The sequence below is a fragment of the Myroides sp. C4067 genome, from assembly GCF_038039665.1.
Lineage (GTDB): Bacteria > Bacteroidota > Bacteroidia > Flavobacteriales > Flavobacteriaceae > Flavobacterium > Flavobacterium odoratimimum.
The window spans coordinates 97,818-115,774 of the sequence record NZ_JBBPHJ010000014.1; the positions used below are offsets into that span (position 1 = coordinate 97,818).

Here is a 17,957-nt window from a genome sequence, read left to right on the forward strand (position 1 = left end):
AGTTTTTAAAGTTTTTTGGATGCACAGGGGGGCAAATAATCGTTTTAAATTAACACTTGTTTTAAGTTGTTTAATTATATTTTTAGTTACTAATCTTAGTTACGCTCAAGATAAAAAAGTAGAAGTAGAATTTAAGATTACCGATATTGAAGGAAGTAAAATTTCAGATGTTGCTATATCACTACAATCGTTATCACATTCTTATTTCGGAATGACGGATGACAAAGGATATTTAAAATTAAGTGTAGTAGCGGATGATTATTTGATATCGTTCTTTCATTTGTCTTATACTGCATTAGAAAGTAATGTAAATATTACTAAAGCCATTCTTATTAGAAAAGAATTAAAAACTTCTTATAACCAACTTCAAGAGGTTATTATTACAGCAGAAGAGGGAAAAGGATTGTCTTCAAAATCTGTTATCAATCGAAAAGCGATGGAACATTTACAACCTTCTAGCTTTGCAGATATTATGGAACTATTACCAGGAGGTCTATCAAAAGACCCTAATCTTAACTCAGCTAATCGCGTATTAATTCGGGAATTTGGCAATAAAGAGAGTAGTAAGTATAATACTAGTTCTTTAGGCGTACAATTCGTTATGGATGGTAATGTGATGAACTCTAATGTAGACTTACAAAATGCTATCTATAATGATCAGAGAGTATCTGGTAGCGGATTCGTTAATGCGGGTAGAGAGACATCTAGTATAGGTGTAGATATGCGTACTATTCCGACTAATGATATTGAGAGTATAGAGATTGTACGAGGTATTCCAGGTGTTTCTTACGGAGATTTAACATCAGGACTGATTCTTATCAATCGTAAATCTGGTGCTACAGGATTACAAGGACGTATAAAAGCAGATGGATTTAGTAAGTCTATTTATGTTGGTAAGGGATTGAGTCTTACACCAAGTTGGGACTTGAATCTAAGTGTAGACTATTTAAATGCTAAAACAGATCCACGTAATATATATGATAATTATAATCGCTTTGCATTTTCTGCTCGTTCAACTAAAACTTTTAAGTTTGGAGTAGATGAATTGGTATGGAAATCTTTTGTTGATTTTAATCTAAATATTGATGAGAGTAAAGTAGATCCTGATAGTGGATATGCTTTAGTAGACTCATATAAAAACGATAAGAAACTTTTGGCTCTATCTAATAATTTTGAGTATAAATTTAGGAGTTCTTCATTCTTTAACAAGGTAAAATTAACCACAGGAATTAGAAAAGGATTTGATAATCTGAGTCAACGTGTATTTGTTCAATACAGTGGACCAAGGGCAGTTTCTCTTGCAACAGAGCAAGGGGTAAATGATGGGTACTTCCCAGAAATAAGCTTTATATCAGATGCGAAGACAGAAGGAAGACCGATTGACATCAATACTAAACTAGAAGCAAATGCTGAATTTAATGCCTTAAAGTCAAAACATAGTCTAGAGTTTGGTATGGATTATAAATATGCAAAAAATAATGGTAGAGGACAAATCTATGACTTACTAAAACCACCTTCTGCATCATTAACTACTCGCCCTAGAGCTTATAGTGATATACCTGCTTATCAGAACCTAGCTTTCTTTATAGGAGATAAAATGTTATGGAATATAGATGAGCATCAAATCAGTTTTTATGCTGGTATCCGTGCATCAACTAGAATAGGAATGGATAAATCTTATTCATTAAGTGATAAGTTATATATAGAACCAAGGTTCATAGGACAATGGAAATTACCTCGTTTTGACATTATTAATATACCTATAGGAGTAGATGTAACAGTGGGGTATGGAGAACTGTATAAGCAACCAACACAAGGAATGCTATATCCTAATCTAAGCTATAAGGACCACCAACAACTAAACTTTAGACCTGATAACTCAGCATTGCACTATGTAAACTTTATGACCTATGTTGAAGATGTAACAAATAGGAGTCTAGTCGCAGCAAAGAATACAAAAAAAGAGATTCGTTTAGATCTAAGTGTTGGTAAGCATGAACTATTTTTCACTGTTTTTGATGAGGCAATGCCTACAGGATTTAGAAGTGATGGTCAGTATCAAGTACAAACTTATAATAGGTATAATACATCTGGTCTAAATCTAGAAGAAATGACAGAAAAGCCAAATATCAATGATTTACCTTATACAAAGAAAACAACATTTACTAGCTTAAGTTATAACACTAATGGGAGTAGTACTGCTAAAAGGGGAATAGAGTTTGGATATACAACCCCTCGCTTTAAAGGAATCAATACGAAGTTTACTTTAAGTGGGGCTTATTTCAAAACTATTTATCAAAACAATGATATGATACAAGAGAGACCTAATAAGTCTATAAATGGTCAAGGGATACCTTATGTGGGGATATATAATAGTGATTATGGATATGTGTATTCAGGAATGAATTATAACTTAATAATAGATACTTATTTACCTGCTTTAGATATGAATATTTCGGGTTCTTTTCAAGGAACTATTTTTAAAGATGAGGCTAGGCAACATAGAGAAGCTGCACCTCTATATTATTTTGGATTAGATCAAGTCGTTCACGACTTTACAAAAGAAGATAGAAAAGATATGTACAAACAGTGGTTAGTACGTGATGTTAGTATTACTGATAATATTGCTTCTCATTACAATTTTGATATTCGTATGAATCTAAAAGTAACAAAGAAAATTTTTAAAGATTTTAAAATGTCTCTGTTTGTAAATAGGTTGTTTTCTTATTACTCTCCTTATACTTTTAATGGATTGAAGGTATATCGTAAGAATAGCTCAGAACCTTATTTTGGGATGGAACTTACGTATAAATTTTAATTAAACATAAATAATAACATAAAATGAAAAAAAACTTACTTACCCTAGTATTAGCCTTAGGACTTCTGACAACAACTACTATATCGTGTAGTAGTGATGATAATTCTACAGAAATTATATCTAGTAAAAGTAGTATCGTTAAGATTCAATTAAAAGCTGATAATATTAAATCTTATGACAATGTAGTAGTAGAATTGGTTGAAATAAACACTGGAGTAACAACAACAAAATTAGTAGATAAAGGAAATTTAGAGTTTCCTATTGACAAAGGATCTTATAAAGCTACAGTGAATGGTAAAGTAACACTAGTAACAGGAGAGCAAATGGAGATCGGAGGTAATTCTTCTTTTGATTTAACACAAGAACAACATGATTTATCTATTGATTTACATATCAAAATCTTTGGTAATGATTTTATTATTGAAGAGATTTTCTTCACTGGTGTTCGTACTTTAGAAGGAAAACTATATACAGGAGGGAGATACTTCAAACTGACTAACAATACGGATAAAGTATTAAAAACAGGAGGGTTACTTATCTGTCAATCAGAATTTTTCACAACATTAAATCACAATGTTACCCCAGATATATTAGGTGAAGCATTCCCTGTACAAGCTGTGTTAATGATTCCACAAGAACATTCTAAAGATGTAGAACCAGGTGACTTTATAGTTATCGCTGATATGGCTACTAATCACAAAAAAGCCAATATTCCAGCTTTTGATTTAAGCAAGGCTGATTATGAATACCCAAATTTAGACAATCCAAAATTAGGACAGGTGGATAATCCAGCAGTTCCAAATGCTAACGTAATTTTTACTCAGATGGCATTCAATATGTTCTTTTTAAATGACCGTGGATCAGAGAGTTATGCTATTGCTAGATTTCCAGAAGGAGTGACAGTAAAACAATGGTTAACAGACTATACATATGAATATAGTTATATAAATAAAGCGGGTAAAGTAACTAATAAGAAAACGTATAAAATACCAAATGAATGGATATTTGACGGTGTTAATTCAGCATCAGTTGAAGGGTGGGTTCACAATGTAATAGGAGTATCTATAGATTCTGGATGGACAGGATGTGGAACTATAGATTCTGATCCAGCAAGGTATGGTAAAACAATTCGCCGTAAAGTAATTGGAAAAATGAGTAATGGAAAGAATATGTATAAAGATACTAATAATTCAACAGTAGATTTTACAAGAGATTCTGATTCAAGTTTAAAAAATGGAATTGTTCATTAATAAATAAACATATTGAAAACGTATGTATTCGCTCTATCTGTCATTGTAGCTTTATCCATTCAAGATGTAGTAGGACAAGAAGCTTCTTCTATGTTTGACTTGATGAAGAGATATGATCAAAACGAGCAAAATTATAAACAGTTATATTACTATAATCCTTCAAATATGGGGGATTATAGTTCTTTTACCATATCTGATTTTTCTTTGAATTATGACAAAGAGAAAAGAGATACCTATTTACTTCAGAAAGGTAGTGAATTAGAAGAGCTTCGTCTAAATGTAAACTCTTATAAAAAACTAAAGAATAATAGAACAATCTGGGGAAGTGCTTCTTATAAAAATCAATTGAACAAGGATATTGTTTGGAATAATAATGTAGACCTTGATAAAATAGGTCCTTTTATTATGGGGGATTCTGTAGCTAATAATCTTAAGGCTGAGATCTATGAGTTTAAAGGTGGTTATGTAAAGGAAATAGATAGATGGAGCATTGGTGTAGAATTAGGCTATATAGCTAATATGGCCTATAAAAAGAGAGACCCTAGACCTAAGGCAATTTCTTCAGATATGAATTTAAAATTAGGAGCAGGATACAAAATTACACCTAGCTGGAAGGTAGATGCTTTTGGTAAAATGCATAAGTACACACAGAATACTTCTATTATTTTTGCTAACCAAACGCAAAAAGCTGGATTATATCAATTGCAAGGTTTAGGTACATGGAATAATTATTTTAGTGGTAAGACATTTAAATCAGTCTATGAAACATTAGGTTTACAATTCGGCTTAGGAATTACTAAGAAAGATGATTTTTATCTAGTGTTTACTACTAGTAATGATAAGATGAATAAAAATGCTTCAGCTAGTATTACATCTAATGAAGGTGATGGAAATAAGATTAATGAGTTAAAGTCCAAGTCATATGAATGGATGACTGCTAAGTTTTTTAATCTAAATACTTCTTCTAAGATAGCTGTAAAATACTCAATGCAATATATGAAGAAAGAAGGAACTAATATTTATTATACAAATAATCAAGATTTCTTAAAGGAATTAATGCGAAAGAAGTTGTATAGTTATACTGATAGTAATCATAGAGTAGAAGTTCTTTATAAAAAGGAGTTTGAGAAAAGCCTATTGACTTTGAGTACTTATTGGATGTACCAGTCTATCAAAGAAACTGTCAAAGAAGTAAATAATAAGCAAAACTTTACTTACAATTACTTTGGGGTTAATGCTAGTTGGCTTCAGGAGCTTAATAGTCACAATAGTATTGAAGTAAGTTATCACTTAAGGTTTAGAAATACAACGAACTCCTCTAATCAGATTAATAAATCAAAACTAAAAGAGAGTATAATGTATTGGATGGAGAGTGACTATAATTATTTAAAACAGAACTACGTACAGAATAGTATTTCCTTAAAATATAGTTATAAGCATAGTGATTTTGTACCCGTCTTTATGACTTTAAGTTTTAACCAAACTAATTTTTCAGGAGATAAAACCAATCATTTTATGGGAGCTTCGCTAGGAGTTAATTTTTAATATGAATTTAATTAAAAGCAGTTTACTATTAATGTTCTGTTTATTATTACTCATGAGTTTTAAAACAGATTTTAATAGTTTATTCAATCCAGATTCACCAGAATATTTAGCTATAGTCGAGAGTTATAAACAGCCTATTGCTAATTGGCCTCAACCTACAATAGATGAAGGAGTAGTGTGGGAGGAATTTCAGAGTATAAAAAGAGATTCTCTCTTTATGAAGAATCAAAATCAACCAATAGTTAAGTTAGGGCGAATGCTGTTCTTCGACCCAAAGTTATCTAAGTCTAACCAAATATCGTGTAGTACTTGTCACGACCCAGAGATAGGATGGGCAGATAAGCGAAGTGTAGCATTAGGACATGATCACTTGCAAGGCAATAGAAATACACCTACTTTGTATAATGTCGCTAATAGAAAAACATTATTTTGGGATGGTAGAGCAACTACTTTAGAAGAACAAGCAAAAGGTCCATTAAGTGCTCATAATGAGATGGCAATGGATGTGGATATATTGCCAGAGAAGCTTACTAAGATCAAAGGATATAATAGTTATTTTGAAGAAGCTTTTGGAGATACTAAGGTAACTTATAAAAGAATTATAGAGTCCCTTGCTGCTTTTCAACGAACTATTAAAAGCCAAAGAAGTAGAGTGGATGTATTTATAGATGGTAATTATAAAGCTTTAACTGATCAGGAGATATATGGGATGCATCTCTTTAGAACAAAGGGTAGATGTATGAACTGTCATCATGGTGTAGATCTTACTGATGATAAATTTCACAATATAGGGCTGACGTATTATAAACGAAAGTATCAAGATTTAGGTAGATACGAGATTACAAAAAATCCTGAGCATGTAGGTCAGTTTAAAACCCCTATTCTACGGGATTTATTGAATACTAGACCATGGATGCACAATGGTTTATTTGATAATCTAGAGGGCATTGTCAATATCTATAATAGTGGCATGCACATGATTGACCCTACACCAGAAAAGAAACTTACAGATCCATTATATCCTGTTACTGATTCTTTAATGAAGCCATTAAAGTTATCCCGTGATGAGATTAAAGCTATTGTAGCCTTTTTAGAGTCATTATCAGGTTCGCGTTTTAGGATGCAACGACCTGATTTTCCTAGAGAATAGAACTTTATATAGAAGAGAGAGTAATGAACGACAGTTTTTATTCTCTCTTTTTCGTTTATTACATGAAGTAGGAGAGCATATTTTGTTTATTTTTAGCTTATTATAAGCTCAATTAGAGTTGAATAAAGAATATCACAATATGTAGTGGGATTTGTAATAGTAGTGGTATATACTTTTTAATTAACAACAGATAAATTAACCTAAAACTATGAATTATAAATTAATTATTCCATTATCGTTTTTGTTTATTTCTTTTACAGGAATGGCAAATGATGTATATAAAGATAGAAATGGGAAATACTATAATATTCAACAATTATCACAAGAAAAGGGAGTAGATAAATCTTTTAAAGAACTATGTCTGATCATAGATCAATATGCTGAGAGCACTCTTCAGAAAGGTAATGTCAACTCATTAGCGATTGCCATTTATAGAGATGGAGAGGTTTATCAGCAGTATTATGGAGAATTAGATAAAGAGTCCAAACAACGACCTAGTGATAATACACTCTATGAGATTGCTTCTATTTCTAAAGTTTTTGCAGGCTCTTTAGTCGCTAAAGCGGTTCTAGAGCAAAAGATTACACTAAATGATGATATCAGAACTTATTTAAAAGGAGATTATCCAAATTTGCAGTTTGAAGGAACTCCTATTACCATTCAGAATTTAGTAACACATACTTTGGGGCTTCAAGATAGAGCTCCTAAAGAGTTAGATGAAATATATAAGAAGACGAGAGAGGGATATTATGAAAATAGACCATTTAGTTATACGATGTCTGATCTATTAGAAGAATTAAAAACAGTCAAATTAGATAAGAAACCAGGTACATTCTACGACTATAACTCAGTAGGACCAGAATTAGTTACTTATATTTTAGAGCAGGTATATCACAAGCCTTATAAAGAGCTATTACAGGAGTTGCTGGATGAGCTTAACTTGAAGCAGACTTCTTTAAATGAGTATGATAGGTATAAGAAACAATTAGCCATAAGTTATAACGAAAATGGGGAAGTAGCTCCTTTACTAAGAAATCCTCTATTAGGTGGATCATATGGTATGATAAGTAGTTTACCTGACTTAACTAAGTTTATGAAGTTTCAGTTACAAAGCAATCAACCTTTTATAAAGGAAGCCTCTCGATTATTATTTAAAGAAGAAGAAGACGGTGATGATAAAGGATATTTCTGGGATGTGGGATACGGTCTGAAGGAAGGTGCTTATTATGGAAAGACAGGAACGTCAATAGGGGTACAAAGTGGTATTCTTGTTTGTCCAGATTCACGTTATGGAATGATAATAATGATGAATAATACTTCGGATGCTGCACAAGATGATTGGTTAGAATTGTATAATAAAATAGAAACAGCATTAATTACTTATCCTAAGATAAACCTAGTATCCCTGCTAGAAAAAGAGTTTAAAAATAACTTTAGTTTAGCTTTAGAGAAGTATAAAACGTTAAAAGCAGATAAAGAACATTATCTCTCAGGGTCATTCTATTTAAATAATTTAGGATATAACTTTCTGAAGAGAAAAGAGATTGATAAGGCAATAAAGGTATTTGAATTAGCGATTCAGTATGATACTAATAATGCTAATTTATACGATAGCTTAGGAGAAGCTTACTTTCTAATGAAGGATTATAAAATGTCTTTATTGAGTTACCAGAAATCGCTAGAGCTAGATGCTGAGAATAAGAATGCACAAGAAATGCTAATTAAAATACAATTACTTAAATAAACCACTATGGACTGAAAGTCCATAGTTTGTTAAAGCAGACTAAAGTCTGCCTGGGTGGAGCTACTTACTCAAATATAAAGTTACCTCCGTTATCATTTGATTTACGATGGTGTTCAAGATATTGATTTAGCATTTCATCAGTAATATTTCCTGTACTCCAACAACCAAAGTCTATTGCCCAAAAGTGACGTCCCCAGTATCTGTGCTTCAACTCAGGAAATTCTATTTGGAGTTTCCTTGAGGTACGACCCTTGAAGAGTTTGACAATATTGCTTATGTTTTGAGATGGTCGATATTCTATATGAAGATGAACATGGTCCTTTGATACTACACCTTTTAAAATTTGAATATCTTCTGCTTCACAAATCTGAATGATCAGACTACGACAACGTATCTGAATATCTCCTTCCAATACTGGATAACGATATTTAGTCACCCATACTATATGGGCAGTTAAACGTGATACACTATGTCCTCCGGTTCGTTGATATTCCATATATCAAAGATAAACATTTTTAGAAGCTGAAAGCTAAATGCACTAAAGTGCATAGTTTTAACTACAGTCTGCAACCAATAAAAAGTATTCTTTACTAAAAAAGGCTATCATTATTCTGATAGCCTTTCCTATTTATTCTTTATTATCTACGAAGTCTTGTAAATAACTAAATCTATCTGTTAGTTTACCACCTTTAGTAATAGTAGCTCTTTCTAGTATTTTATCTTTATCTCCATTAAAGAAGGCAGGTAATACTTGTTCTACAAATACTTCACCAAATCCTTCACTAGCATCTTTTGGTAATTCACAAGGCAAATTATCAATAGCCATCACTGTTATTGCTGCAGGATGGTCAAATTCTACTTCTGTACCTTTCCCTGGATGATATCCATAGAATGGCTCTGCTATAGTAGATGCTTTCAATGTAGAGGCTATAGGGCCATGATCTACATCGCATGAGATATCACCAATTACTTTAATTTGATTAAAAGGAGAATTTAGCATCTCTTTTGTCAAGATAACAGGAGCTCCTTTTTTAAAGAAGTGCCCAGTCATCAGGATATCTGCTACACGAGTAAATCTCTCGAAGTCACTAGTGTATAGTTCAGGATGGTTATAAAAATCTTGTTTGTTTCCTTCAGTCCCATCTATTCTTTTGTAATAGTCTTCAACACCTATCTGTGTGTATACAGGTCTATCATATTTTTGGGTTAAGAAGTGTTCTTTAGAAACCTTCTTCATTTTCATCCCGTCTAGTATTTCCATAATACCATGTGCTACCTTTCCAGTTCCAGTTACGACTATCTTAATAGGAGGGAAGTACTGTTTTTTTAATCGATAGATTAAATCTTCTTTGTGAAGTAAGGTTTCAGCCTTGGCTAATTCGAATAATTCATATTTTAACCCAAAGCCTCTTAGTGTATTGTATGCACCTACTATACCTGCATATCTACCAAAGCCAATAATCCTAGTGTTTTTTCCGTCTACAAATGTCTCGTGATCCATTAATGTAATGTTCTTTTCTAAACAAGCTTGTAAGAGCTTGCGATTATGTTCTTGTTTTTTTATTGTGTGCGAAAAAAAGACATAAGTTTTATTTGGTATAAGGTAATCAACAGGAATTTCTTTTACCCCAAGGAGAAGATCACAGTCTGTCATATCACTTGATAGTTCTAATCCTTCAGAAGCATAGTTTTCATCTTTAAAAATTCTAATGTCTGAATGTTCTATCTTAATAGACAGCTCGTTATATTTGTCTAAAGCTTTTTTTACCTGCTTAGGACAAAGCACAACTCTCCTATCAGGAGGCGATTTACGCTCCTTAATAATTCCTAATTTCATAATTTGTTTGTTTGTTTTTTGGTTGGTTTTTCAAATATAGAATTATTTCGGACTCACACAACTATTTTGAATCATAATTTTAGAATTATATACAGTTTTTAATAAGTATTGACGAATAAAATACAGTATATGAACATTCTAAGAGGAAGAAATAGTATTTGTTTGATTTTTTAAAAATAAATTGTACTTTTGCATTTCATTGCTAACTAAGGCAATCATTGGGGTCGATCGGTATTGACAGCGAGTGGAATTAGTTAGTAAGCACGTCGAGCGTTGTTAGATTGCTCGTAAATATCATCTAACGAACTTTTTAAACGGCGAAAATAACTACGCTTTAGCTGCTTAATCTGAATTATAGTAAGATTGCCTTTAGTTTCCACCAGGTGGAAGAGCTGAATTCTCCTAAAGAGCCTTGGTTTATGGCGCTTTGTTAAGGGGAACCGTAAAGTAAACCTAGAGATGTCTATTGTTTCGCTAGCATTTCGAAATCTTAGAAACTAAGCTTTTGGTGGCTGTTTTTTGCCAAGCCAACGGTCGAAAATCTAATAAAAAACTAAGCGTGTAGAAAGCTTCCTGATTGCTTGTTTGGACCCGAGTTCGATTCTCGGCGACTCCACAGAAAAAAGCCTAACTATTTACTTTTAAATAGTTAGGCTTTTTTTGTATTCAATAGATACTAAAAACTGTATTTTAGATATTAGATTTATTTTAAATGTTTAACCAATTTTATTAAAAGATATCATATTTGAATTACTTATAAACTTAAAGAGTTTCGGATATAGAATGATGAATTGTTTAAACTAGTACCTAAAGATTATACAATACTATTTTATAAGATCAGAAATTAGATTGAACTTATTTTTTCTTACAGAGTTAGTATAATTTAAGCTCATTAAAAAGTATGTATGATTTAATGTTCAAGTTAAGTTTGTATCATTATTATGAATTATATTTTTTACAACTATCATACTTGATACATGATCTTTTTCTGATATGGATTATTTTTAGTTAATAGATGTTGTATATAGTCACTTTTAGTACATTCTATAACGTTTCAATTTATTAGGATCATCTGATTGTGTAGTTACAAGTAGATAGAGATATGTTAAAAAATTAAATTAACATTATTTACACTTTTATAGTTTTTTCCTTATTTCAATGTGGTTTTATTTTAAGGATTTATTCTATTAAATATATAATGTTTTTTTAATCTACTTTTTTAAGATATTTATAAGGAAAAATATGTGTATATAAAATATTTAATTCATTAAATGCGATTATTCTTAATGTTTTTTGTGTAAAATTCACATACTTTGTAGTGCTATTAAAAAGAGATTTTATGAAAAACGAACTTATATTTTTTAAGACTAGATTTAGTTTGATTTTTATAAATTTAGTTTATTCACTAGCTGCTTTATCTATTGGTTTATTTAAACTTATAAAACAAGACAGCAAGTTTAGTTTCTTACCTTTTATTTCTCTTTTCATTATACTAAATGTTTATGCTAAGAAAAATAAGAATGTGTTTGGACATGAAGTTAAAATGCTCTTAATATTAAATGCACTTGTTTGTTTTACTTTTTTTTTAAACTTTCAACCATGGTTAGAATTTACTGTTTTTATATTTTATACAGTAATCTTTAGTTTATTTGTTTTGATTAATAAAGCTAATATTCTCAATCTTTTTATTGGTTTTAGAGAGTTATTAAATGTTGTTTTCTTCTTGTTTACTCTTAAAGTAATTTTTTTAGTTTCTCAAGTCTTTATACTTAAATATTATATTGAAGACTTAGAAGTATTTGCTGCTAAATCATCAATTTTAATTGAGATTATAGCTTTTACAGTATTTATTATTAGCATTTTAATCTATTTTATTTCGTATAAAAAAGAAAATAATTCAACAAGAGTATTTTAATGTAGGTTATCTATTAAAAAATAAGATTAGTTACAATAATTTATTATATGTTTTATTTTATATTCCTTGTTATAGCTGTTGTTTATATTGTTTTGATAAAGAGAATTAAACTCTTTGTCCAATATGAAAAAAGATTAGTAGAAGTTAGCATTTTATTGTCTATTAACTTTTTGGTTGGGCTACTTTACAATTATCTTTCTACAGCTGAATTCTTTTGTATATCCATTTTATTAAATTTATTTAATGGACCTATTTTTTTCTATGTACTATTTGATCGATCAAAGTACTTGTTTTATTTACAATACATTGTCAGCTTATTATCATTTATCTATATTATTGGCTATTCCTATTATATAAGTGAAGAGATAGAACAGATAAAGATATTTAATTATTACAGTGCTATTGTTAGTGTTATTCTTGGAGTTTTATATGTTTTAGTATGTTACTATCTTCTTGTGCAGACTTCTGTACTTATAAGAAATGAGAGTATTATAGTTGTTTTTCTCATAGTTTTCTTTTTTGAATCTATTATGATGTTACCAGATTTTAAAGAAAGAGGTTTTGATGTAAACCCTTTGTTTATTTATCTAGGTTGTACTTTAATTCTTATTATTTCTAGTTGTATCTATTTAATAGGTAAACTATTAAATATAAAAGTAAAGAATACTAATAAACTACTAAGCTTACAGCCTTCTACTATAGACTTAAAGATTAGTGTAGTGGAAGTAGAATATGAATGTGTTGATATAGATGAGGAAAAAGAGGGAATTGTAGAAACTGTAAAAGAGGAAGATGTGACTGAAGAGAATAAAGAAGATGATTTTCAATATATAAGTTTAGTATTAAATGAAAAACTGATTGAAAATCGTTTATTTTTAGATCCTAATTTAAGTTTAAATAGGCTATCTAAGGTCACTAATATTCCTAAGACTAGACTATCTTCTTTTTTTAAAAGTAGTGAGGCCTCTAATTTTAATCAGTATATAAATCGTATTAGGATTGAATATGCTGTTATTACTTTACATGATTATAATCATGAGGAATTGAGTATAGAGAAATGGGCTTTGCTATCAGGTTTTAACTCAAGAGTAACATTTTATAGGTCTTTTGTAAATGTTTATGGTTTTCCTCCTTCAGAGTTATTGAAGAAATAAACTACAATTTAGAATAGTTTGAAGTTTAATCTTTGTTTTTTTGATAAAATAGTACTTGAATTTTGTTTCAAATTCTAATAAAATTGTTTCAAAATGAAATATTATTAAATAATAATTATTTTATATCGATTTAATAATACCTATTATGTCCTTTTTTACTTAGGTATTTTGTGCTATCGATTTTGTTTTACTTACATATCTTGATATACTCTAAGCCCTATTTTATCTGATTTCAACTAATTAATTTTATAATATTAATAAAGTATCATAAAAAAACAGGTGTGTTAAATATGCGATACAACTCTTTGTTAGTCACGTATTGCGATTATTATATACCGTATTTAACGTTGAGTAATAGTAGTTTTGACTATGTTTTTTTTAAAAGGATATTTCATAAAGTATCTATAATCAATATTAAAATATATGAAAAAGAGATTACTCCCTGTTGCACTTTTATTGGGAACTTTTGCTACTAATGCCCAAGTAGGAATTGGTACAGCAACTCCTAATAAATCTGCAGAATTATTAATTGAATCAAAAGACCGTGGTTTATTAATTCCTAATGTTGCATTGGAAAGCACAAAGGATAAGGTTACAATTAGAAATGGCAATGTACAAAGTTTATTAGTCTATGCGACAAAAAAACAAGGCGATATTACTCCAGGTTACTACTATTGGGATATAGATAAATGGTCACGCTTAACAGCTGATAAAGATATTCCACAAATTGTAGTAAACAATTTTGAAGAAATTGTAAATATGGATGGTGATAAGGTAAAAAATATCATCAAAAATATTGTAAAAAACACTGAAGGTAATGTTATTTATGAAGGAGATAAGTTTTATACCTATGTAAAAGATGGAGACAAAATTATCAAACAAGAAATCAAAGAGAAATTAACTACAATAGTACATGACGAAAAAACTGGAGACTATATTTATTATAATGAAAATTCAGTAGATCGCAATGGAAATATTATTGGAGAAGGAGTTCGTATAAAAATAAAAGAAACAGTTATTAATAAGTTTGGTGATATTATTAATAATAAAACTGTTCAAGAACATATCACAAATTATTTAGATGGAACGTATGTAGGAGGAAATGTTTATTATGATGGTGATAAACTTACATATATAACTAAAGAAGGAGAAAGGAAAGAAGTTTCTATTAAAGAAGTAATTACTGCAAATGAGAGTAAAACTGCGATTATTACTGTAGCTAATAAGCAGTATTATGTTTCAGAAGAATACTTGATTGCTAATAATGATATTATTCCTTCTAATGTTGATCCTTTAAATTTATCTAAAGGAATTTATGCTATTGATGTTGTTGGGGGCGTAATTAATAATTTTGAAGAGATAATTACTAAAGGACCTATTACAGTAGATGGTCGTACCTTTAATACAATCAATGATTATATCAAGTATATCACAGAGAGTAAAGGAGGGTTTACTAAGATTGTTTATGATCAAACAACAGGTGATGTTATTTTCCAAGAGTGGAATGAAGTAACTCAGAAGTTTGAGAATGTTGATAATTCAAAGTTCAGCACTATTGTTAAGGGAAATGAGACTATAACTACTTTAGTGGACAATCAAGATGGAACTTACACCTACACAAGTGAAGACGGAACCACTACACTTGTAGATATTCCATCAAGTGTTGTAAATCAATTTGAAACAATTGTAAAACAACCAGTAGAAGTAGATGGTCGTACCTTTAATACAATCAATGATTATATCAAGTATGTCACAGAGAGTAAAGGAGGGTTTACTAAGATTGTTTATGATCAAACAACAGGTGATGTTATTTTCCAAGAGTGGAATGAAGTAACTCAGAAGTTTGAGAATGTTGATAATTCAAAGTTCAGCACTATTGTTAAGGGAAATGAGACTATAACTACTTTAGTGGACAATCAAGATGGAACTTACACCTACACAAGTGAAGACGGAACCACTACACTTGTAGATATTCCATCAAGTGTTGTAAATCAATTTGAAACAATTGTAAAACAACCAGTAGAAGTAGATGGTCGTACCTTTAATACAATCAATGATTATATCAAGTATGTCACAGAGAGTAAAGGAGGGTTTACTAAGATTGTTTATGACCAAACAACAGGTGATGTTATTTTCCAAGAGTGGAATGAAGTAACTCAGAAGTTTGAGAATGTTGATAATTCAAAGTTCAGTACTATTGTTAAGGGGAATGAGACTATAACTACTTTAGTGGACAATCAAGATGGAACTTACACCTACACAAGTGAAGACGGAACCACTACACTTGTAGATATTCCATCAAGTGTTGTAAATCAATTTGAAACTATTGTAAAACAACCAGTAGAAGTAGATGGTCGTACCTTTAATACAATCAATGATTATATCAAGTATGTCACAGAGAGTAAAGGAGGGTTTACTAAGATTGTTTATGACCAAACAACAGGTGATGTTATTTTCCAAGAGTGGAATAAAGTAACTCAGAAGTTTGAGAATGTTGATAATTCAAAGTTCAGTACTATTGTTAAGGGGAATGAGACTATAACTTTATTAGTTCCAAATACCAATGGAACCTTTACTTATTATAACGAGAGTCAAATCGGTGCTGATGGTCAACCAAAATTAGGAGAGACAGGAGTAACAATTGATCCAAAAGAAGTATCTGTATCCTTAAATACAACTACAAATAAATATGAGTTTAAAAACTCACAAGGAGATGTTATAGGAGAGATTGATGCAAATGCAAATGCAATTGTTTATAATGATAATACTACAAATCTTGGAGTAACAAATGTTCAAGAAGCTATAGAGAAATTATTAGATAAAATTACAGAAGTAGCTGGTACCACAGGAGATTTGGTAGTGTCTGGTGGTTTAGAATTTTTGGCTAAAACCACTGGGATTAAGGCATTATTAGCTGATGTTACTATTCAAGTAGCAGACGAAGGAATAACTAATGAAAAATTAGGTAATAAAGCAGTTACATCAGATAAATTAAATGCAGGTACAGGAGAAAATAATCGTGTAGGTGTAGCAGATGATCAAGGGAATGTTATTTATAAAACATTAGATGAAGTAGTAAAAGGTAATGAGACTGTAACTCTATTGATTCCAAATACGAATGGGACCTTTACTTATTATAATGAGAGTCAAATCGGTGCTGATGGTCAACCAAAATTAGGAGAGACAGGAGTAACAATTGATCCAAAAGAAGTATCTGTATCTTTAAATACAACTACAAATAAATATGAGTTTAAAAACTCACAAGGAGATGTCATAGGAGAAATTGACACCAATGCTAAGGCTATTGCCTTTGATAACAGCACTAATGGTTTTACATCAACAAATGTACAAGAGGCATTAGAAGAGTTAAAAACTAAGTTAGACGGGACAAGTGATACATTAGTAAACAATAATGACGGTACCTATACGCATACTACAGTAGCAGGAGATGTTGTTGTCATTGATGCTAATACAACAAAAGTAGAAGTATTAGACGGAGTGTATACTTTTAAAAATGCTAAAGGAGATACAATCACAAGTATTGATACCAATGCAAAAGCAATTGCTTTTGACGATAGTAAATCTAAGTTAGGAGCAGATAATGTACAAGATGCAATTGATAATCTATTAAGTAAAGTAGGATCAGGTGCAGGTGTAACATTAGTTGATAATAATGATGGAACTATTACCTTAAAATCAGATGACAATACAGTATTAGGAACAGTTTCTAAAGGAAGCTTAACCAATAATAACGATGGTACTTATACTTATGACAATGGCGATGGTACACCAGTAACGTTTGACACCAATGCTAAGGCTATTGCTTTTGACAACAGTAATAACGGTTTTACATCAACAAATGTACAAGAGGCATTAGAAGAGTTAAAAACTAAGTTAGACGGGACAAGTGATACATTAGTAAACAATAACGATGGTACCTATACGCATACTACAGTAGCAGGAGATGTTGTTGTCATTGATGCTAATACAACAAAAGTAGAAGTATTAGACGGAGTGTATACTTTTAAAAATGCTAAAGGAGATACAATCACAAGTATTGATACCAATGCAAAAGCTATTGCTTTTGACGATAGTAAATCTAAGTTAGGAGCAGATAATGTACAAGATGCAATTGATAATCTATTAAGTAAAGTAGGATCAGGTGCAGGTGTAACATTAGTTGATAATAATGATGGAACTATTACCTTAAAATCAGATGACAATACAGTATTAGGAACAGTTTCTAAAGGAAGCTTAACCAATAATAACGATGGTACTTATACTTATGACAATGGCGATGGTACACCAGTAACGTTTGACACCAATGCTAAGGCTATTGCTTTTGACAACAGTAATAACGGTTTTACATCAACAAATGTACAAGAGGCATTAGAAGAGTTAAAAACTAAGTTAGACGGGACAAGTGATACATTAGTAAACAATAACGACGGTACCTATACCCATACTACAGTAGCAGGAGATGTTGTTATCATTGATGCTAATACAACAAAAGTAGAAGTATTAGACGGAGTGTATACTTTTAA

General features: G+C 30.6%; 10 protein-coding genes and 1 other RNA gene. 9 read left to right on the forward strand and 2 right to left on the reverse strand.

Features of this window, described 5'->3' with window-relative positions; translation table 11 throughout:
• Positions 1–19 precede the first annotated feature (19 nt).
• From AABL87_RS11510 to AABL87_RS11530, 5 genes are all read left to right on the forward strand, one after another.
• Positions 20–2,818 carry a TonB-dependent receptor plug domain-containing protein gene (locus tag AABL87_RS11510; RefSeq protein ID WP_006263628.1) on the forward strand — a complete coding sequence of 933 codons (2,799 nt, stop codon included), beginning with the start codon at positions 20–22 and terminating at the stop codon, positions 2,816–2,818.
• A gap of 23 nt (positions 2,819–2,841) precedes the next feature.
• Positions 2,842–4,068: a DUF4876 domain-containing protein gene (locus AABL87_RS11515; protein ID WP_006263627.1), complete on the forward strand. Its 1,227-nt coding sequence runs from the start codon at positions 2,842–2,844 to the stop codon at positions 4,066–4,068.
• Positions 4,069–4,080: 12 nt separating this feature from the next.
• On the forward strand, positions 4,081–5,613 hold the full coding sequence (locus AABL87_RS11520; RefSeq protein WP_059050940.1) for a DUF6850 family outer membrane beta-barrel protein: 1,533 nt from the start codon (positions 4,081–4,083) through the stop codon (positions 5,611–5,613).
• Positions 5,614–5,665: 52 nt separating this feature from the next.
• Positions 5,666–6,763: a cytochrome-c peroxidase gene (locus AABL87_RS11525; protein WP_235811655.1), complete on the forward strand. Its 1,098-nt coding sequence runs from the start codon at positions 5,666–5,668 to the stop codon at positions 6,761–6,763.
• A 208-nt stretch (positions 6,764–6,971) separates the two neighbouring features.
• The gene (locus AABL87_RS11530) at positions 6,972–8,507 is read left to right on the forward strand and encodes a serine hydrolase domain-containing protein (protein ID WP_006265346.1); all 1,536 of its coding nucleotides are present in this window, start codon (positions 6,972–6,974) and stop codon (positions 8,505–8,507) included.
• Between the two features lie 64 nt (positions 8,508–8,571).
• Here the strand turns inward: AABL87_RS11530 and tnpA are convergent, their stop codons facing one another.
• Both tnpA and AABL87_RS11540 read right to left on the reverse strand, forming a co-directional pair.
• Entirely contained in the window at positions 8,572–9,003 is a 432-nt protein-coding gene (gene tnpA, locus AABL87_RS11535) for an IS200/IS605 family transposase (protein WP_115283923.1), read from the reverse strand.
• A 132-nt stretch (positions 9,004–9,135) separates the two neighbouring features.
• A complete protein-coding gene (locus AABL87_RS11540) occupies positions 9,136–10,344 on the reverse strand; it encodes an NAD(P)-dependent oxidoreductase (RefSeq protein WP_058699593.1) in 1,209 nt (402 codons plus the stop codon).
• A gap of 220 nt (positions 10,345–10,564) precedes the next feature.
• Between AABL87_RS11540 and ssrA the strand changes: the two genes are divergently transcribed.
• The 4 genes from ssrA to AABL87_RS11560 all read left to right on the forward strand — a co-directional run.
• Positions 10,565–10,963, forward strand: a transfer-messenger RNA (tmRNA) gene (gene ssrA, locus AABL87_RS11545).
• Positions 10,964–11,683: 720 nt separating this feature from the next.
• The gene (locus tag AABL87_RS11550) at positions 11,684–12,259 is read left to right on the forward strand and encodes a hypothetical protein (protein ID WP_006260367.1); all 576 of its coding nucleotides are present in this window, start codon (positions 11,684–11,686) and stop codon (positions 12,257–12,259) included.
• Positions 12,260–12,306: 47 nt separating this feature from the next.
• Positions 12,307–13,413 (forward strand): helix-turn-helix domain-containing protein, encoded by a 1,107-nt coding sequence (locus AABL87_RS11555; protein WP_006261264.1) that lies wholly within the window; start codon positions 12,307–12,309, stop codon positions 13,411–13,413.
• Positions 13,414–13,836: 423 nt separating this feature from the next.
• The coding region (locus AABL87_RS11560; protein WP_341277376.1) for a hypothetical protein at positions 13,837–17,957 on the forward strand (4,121 nt) is incomplete at its 3' end.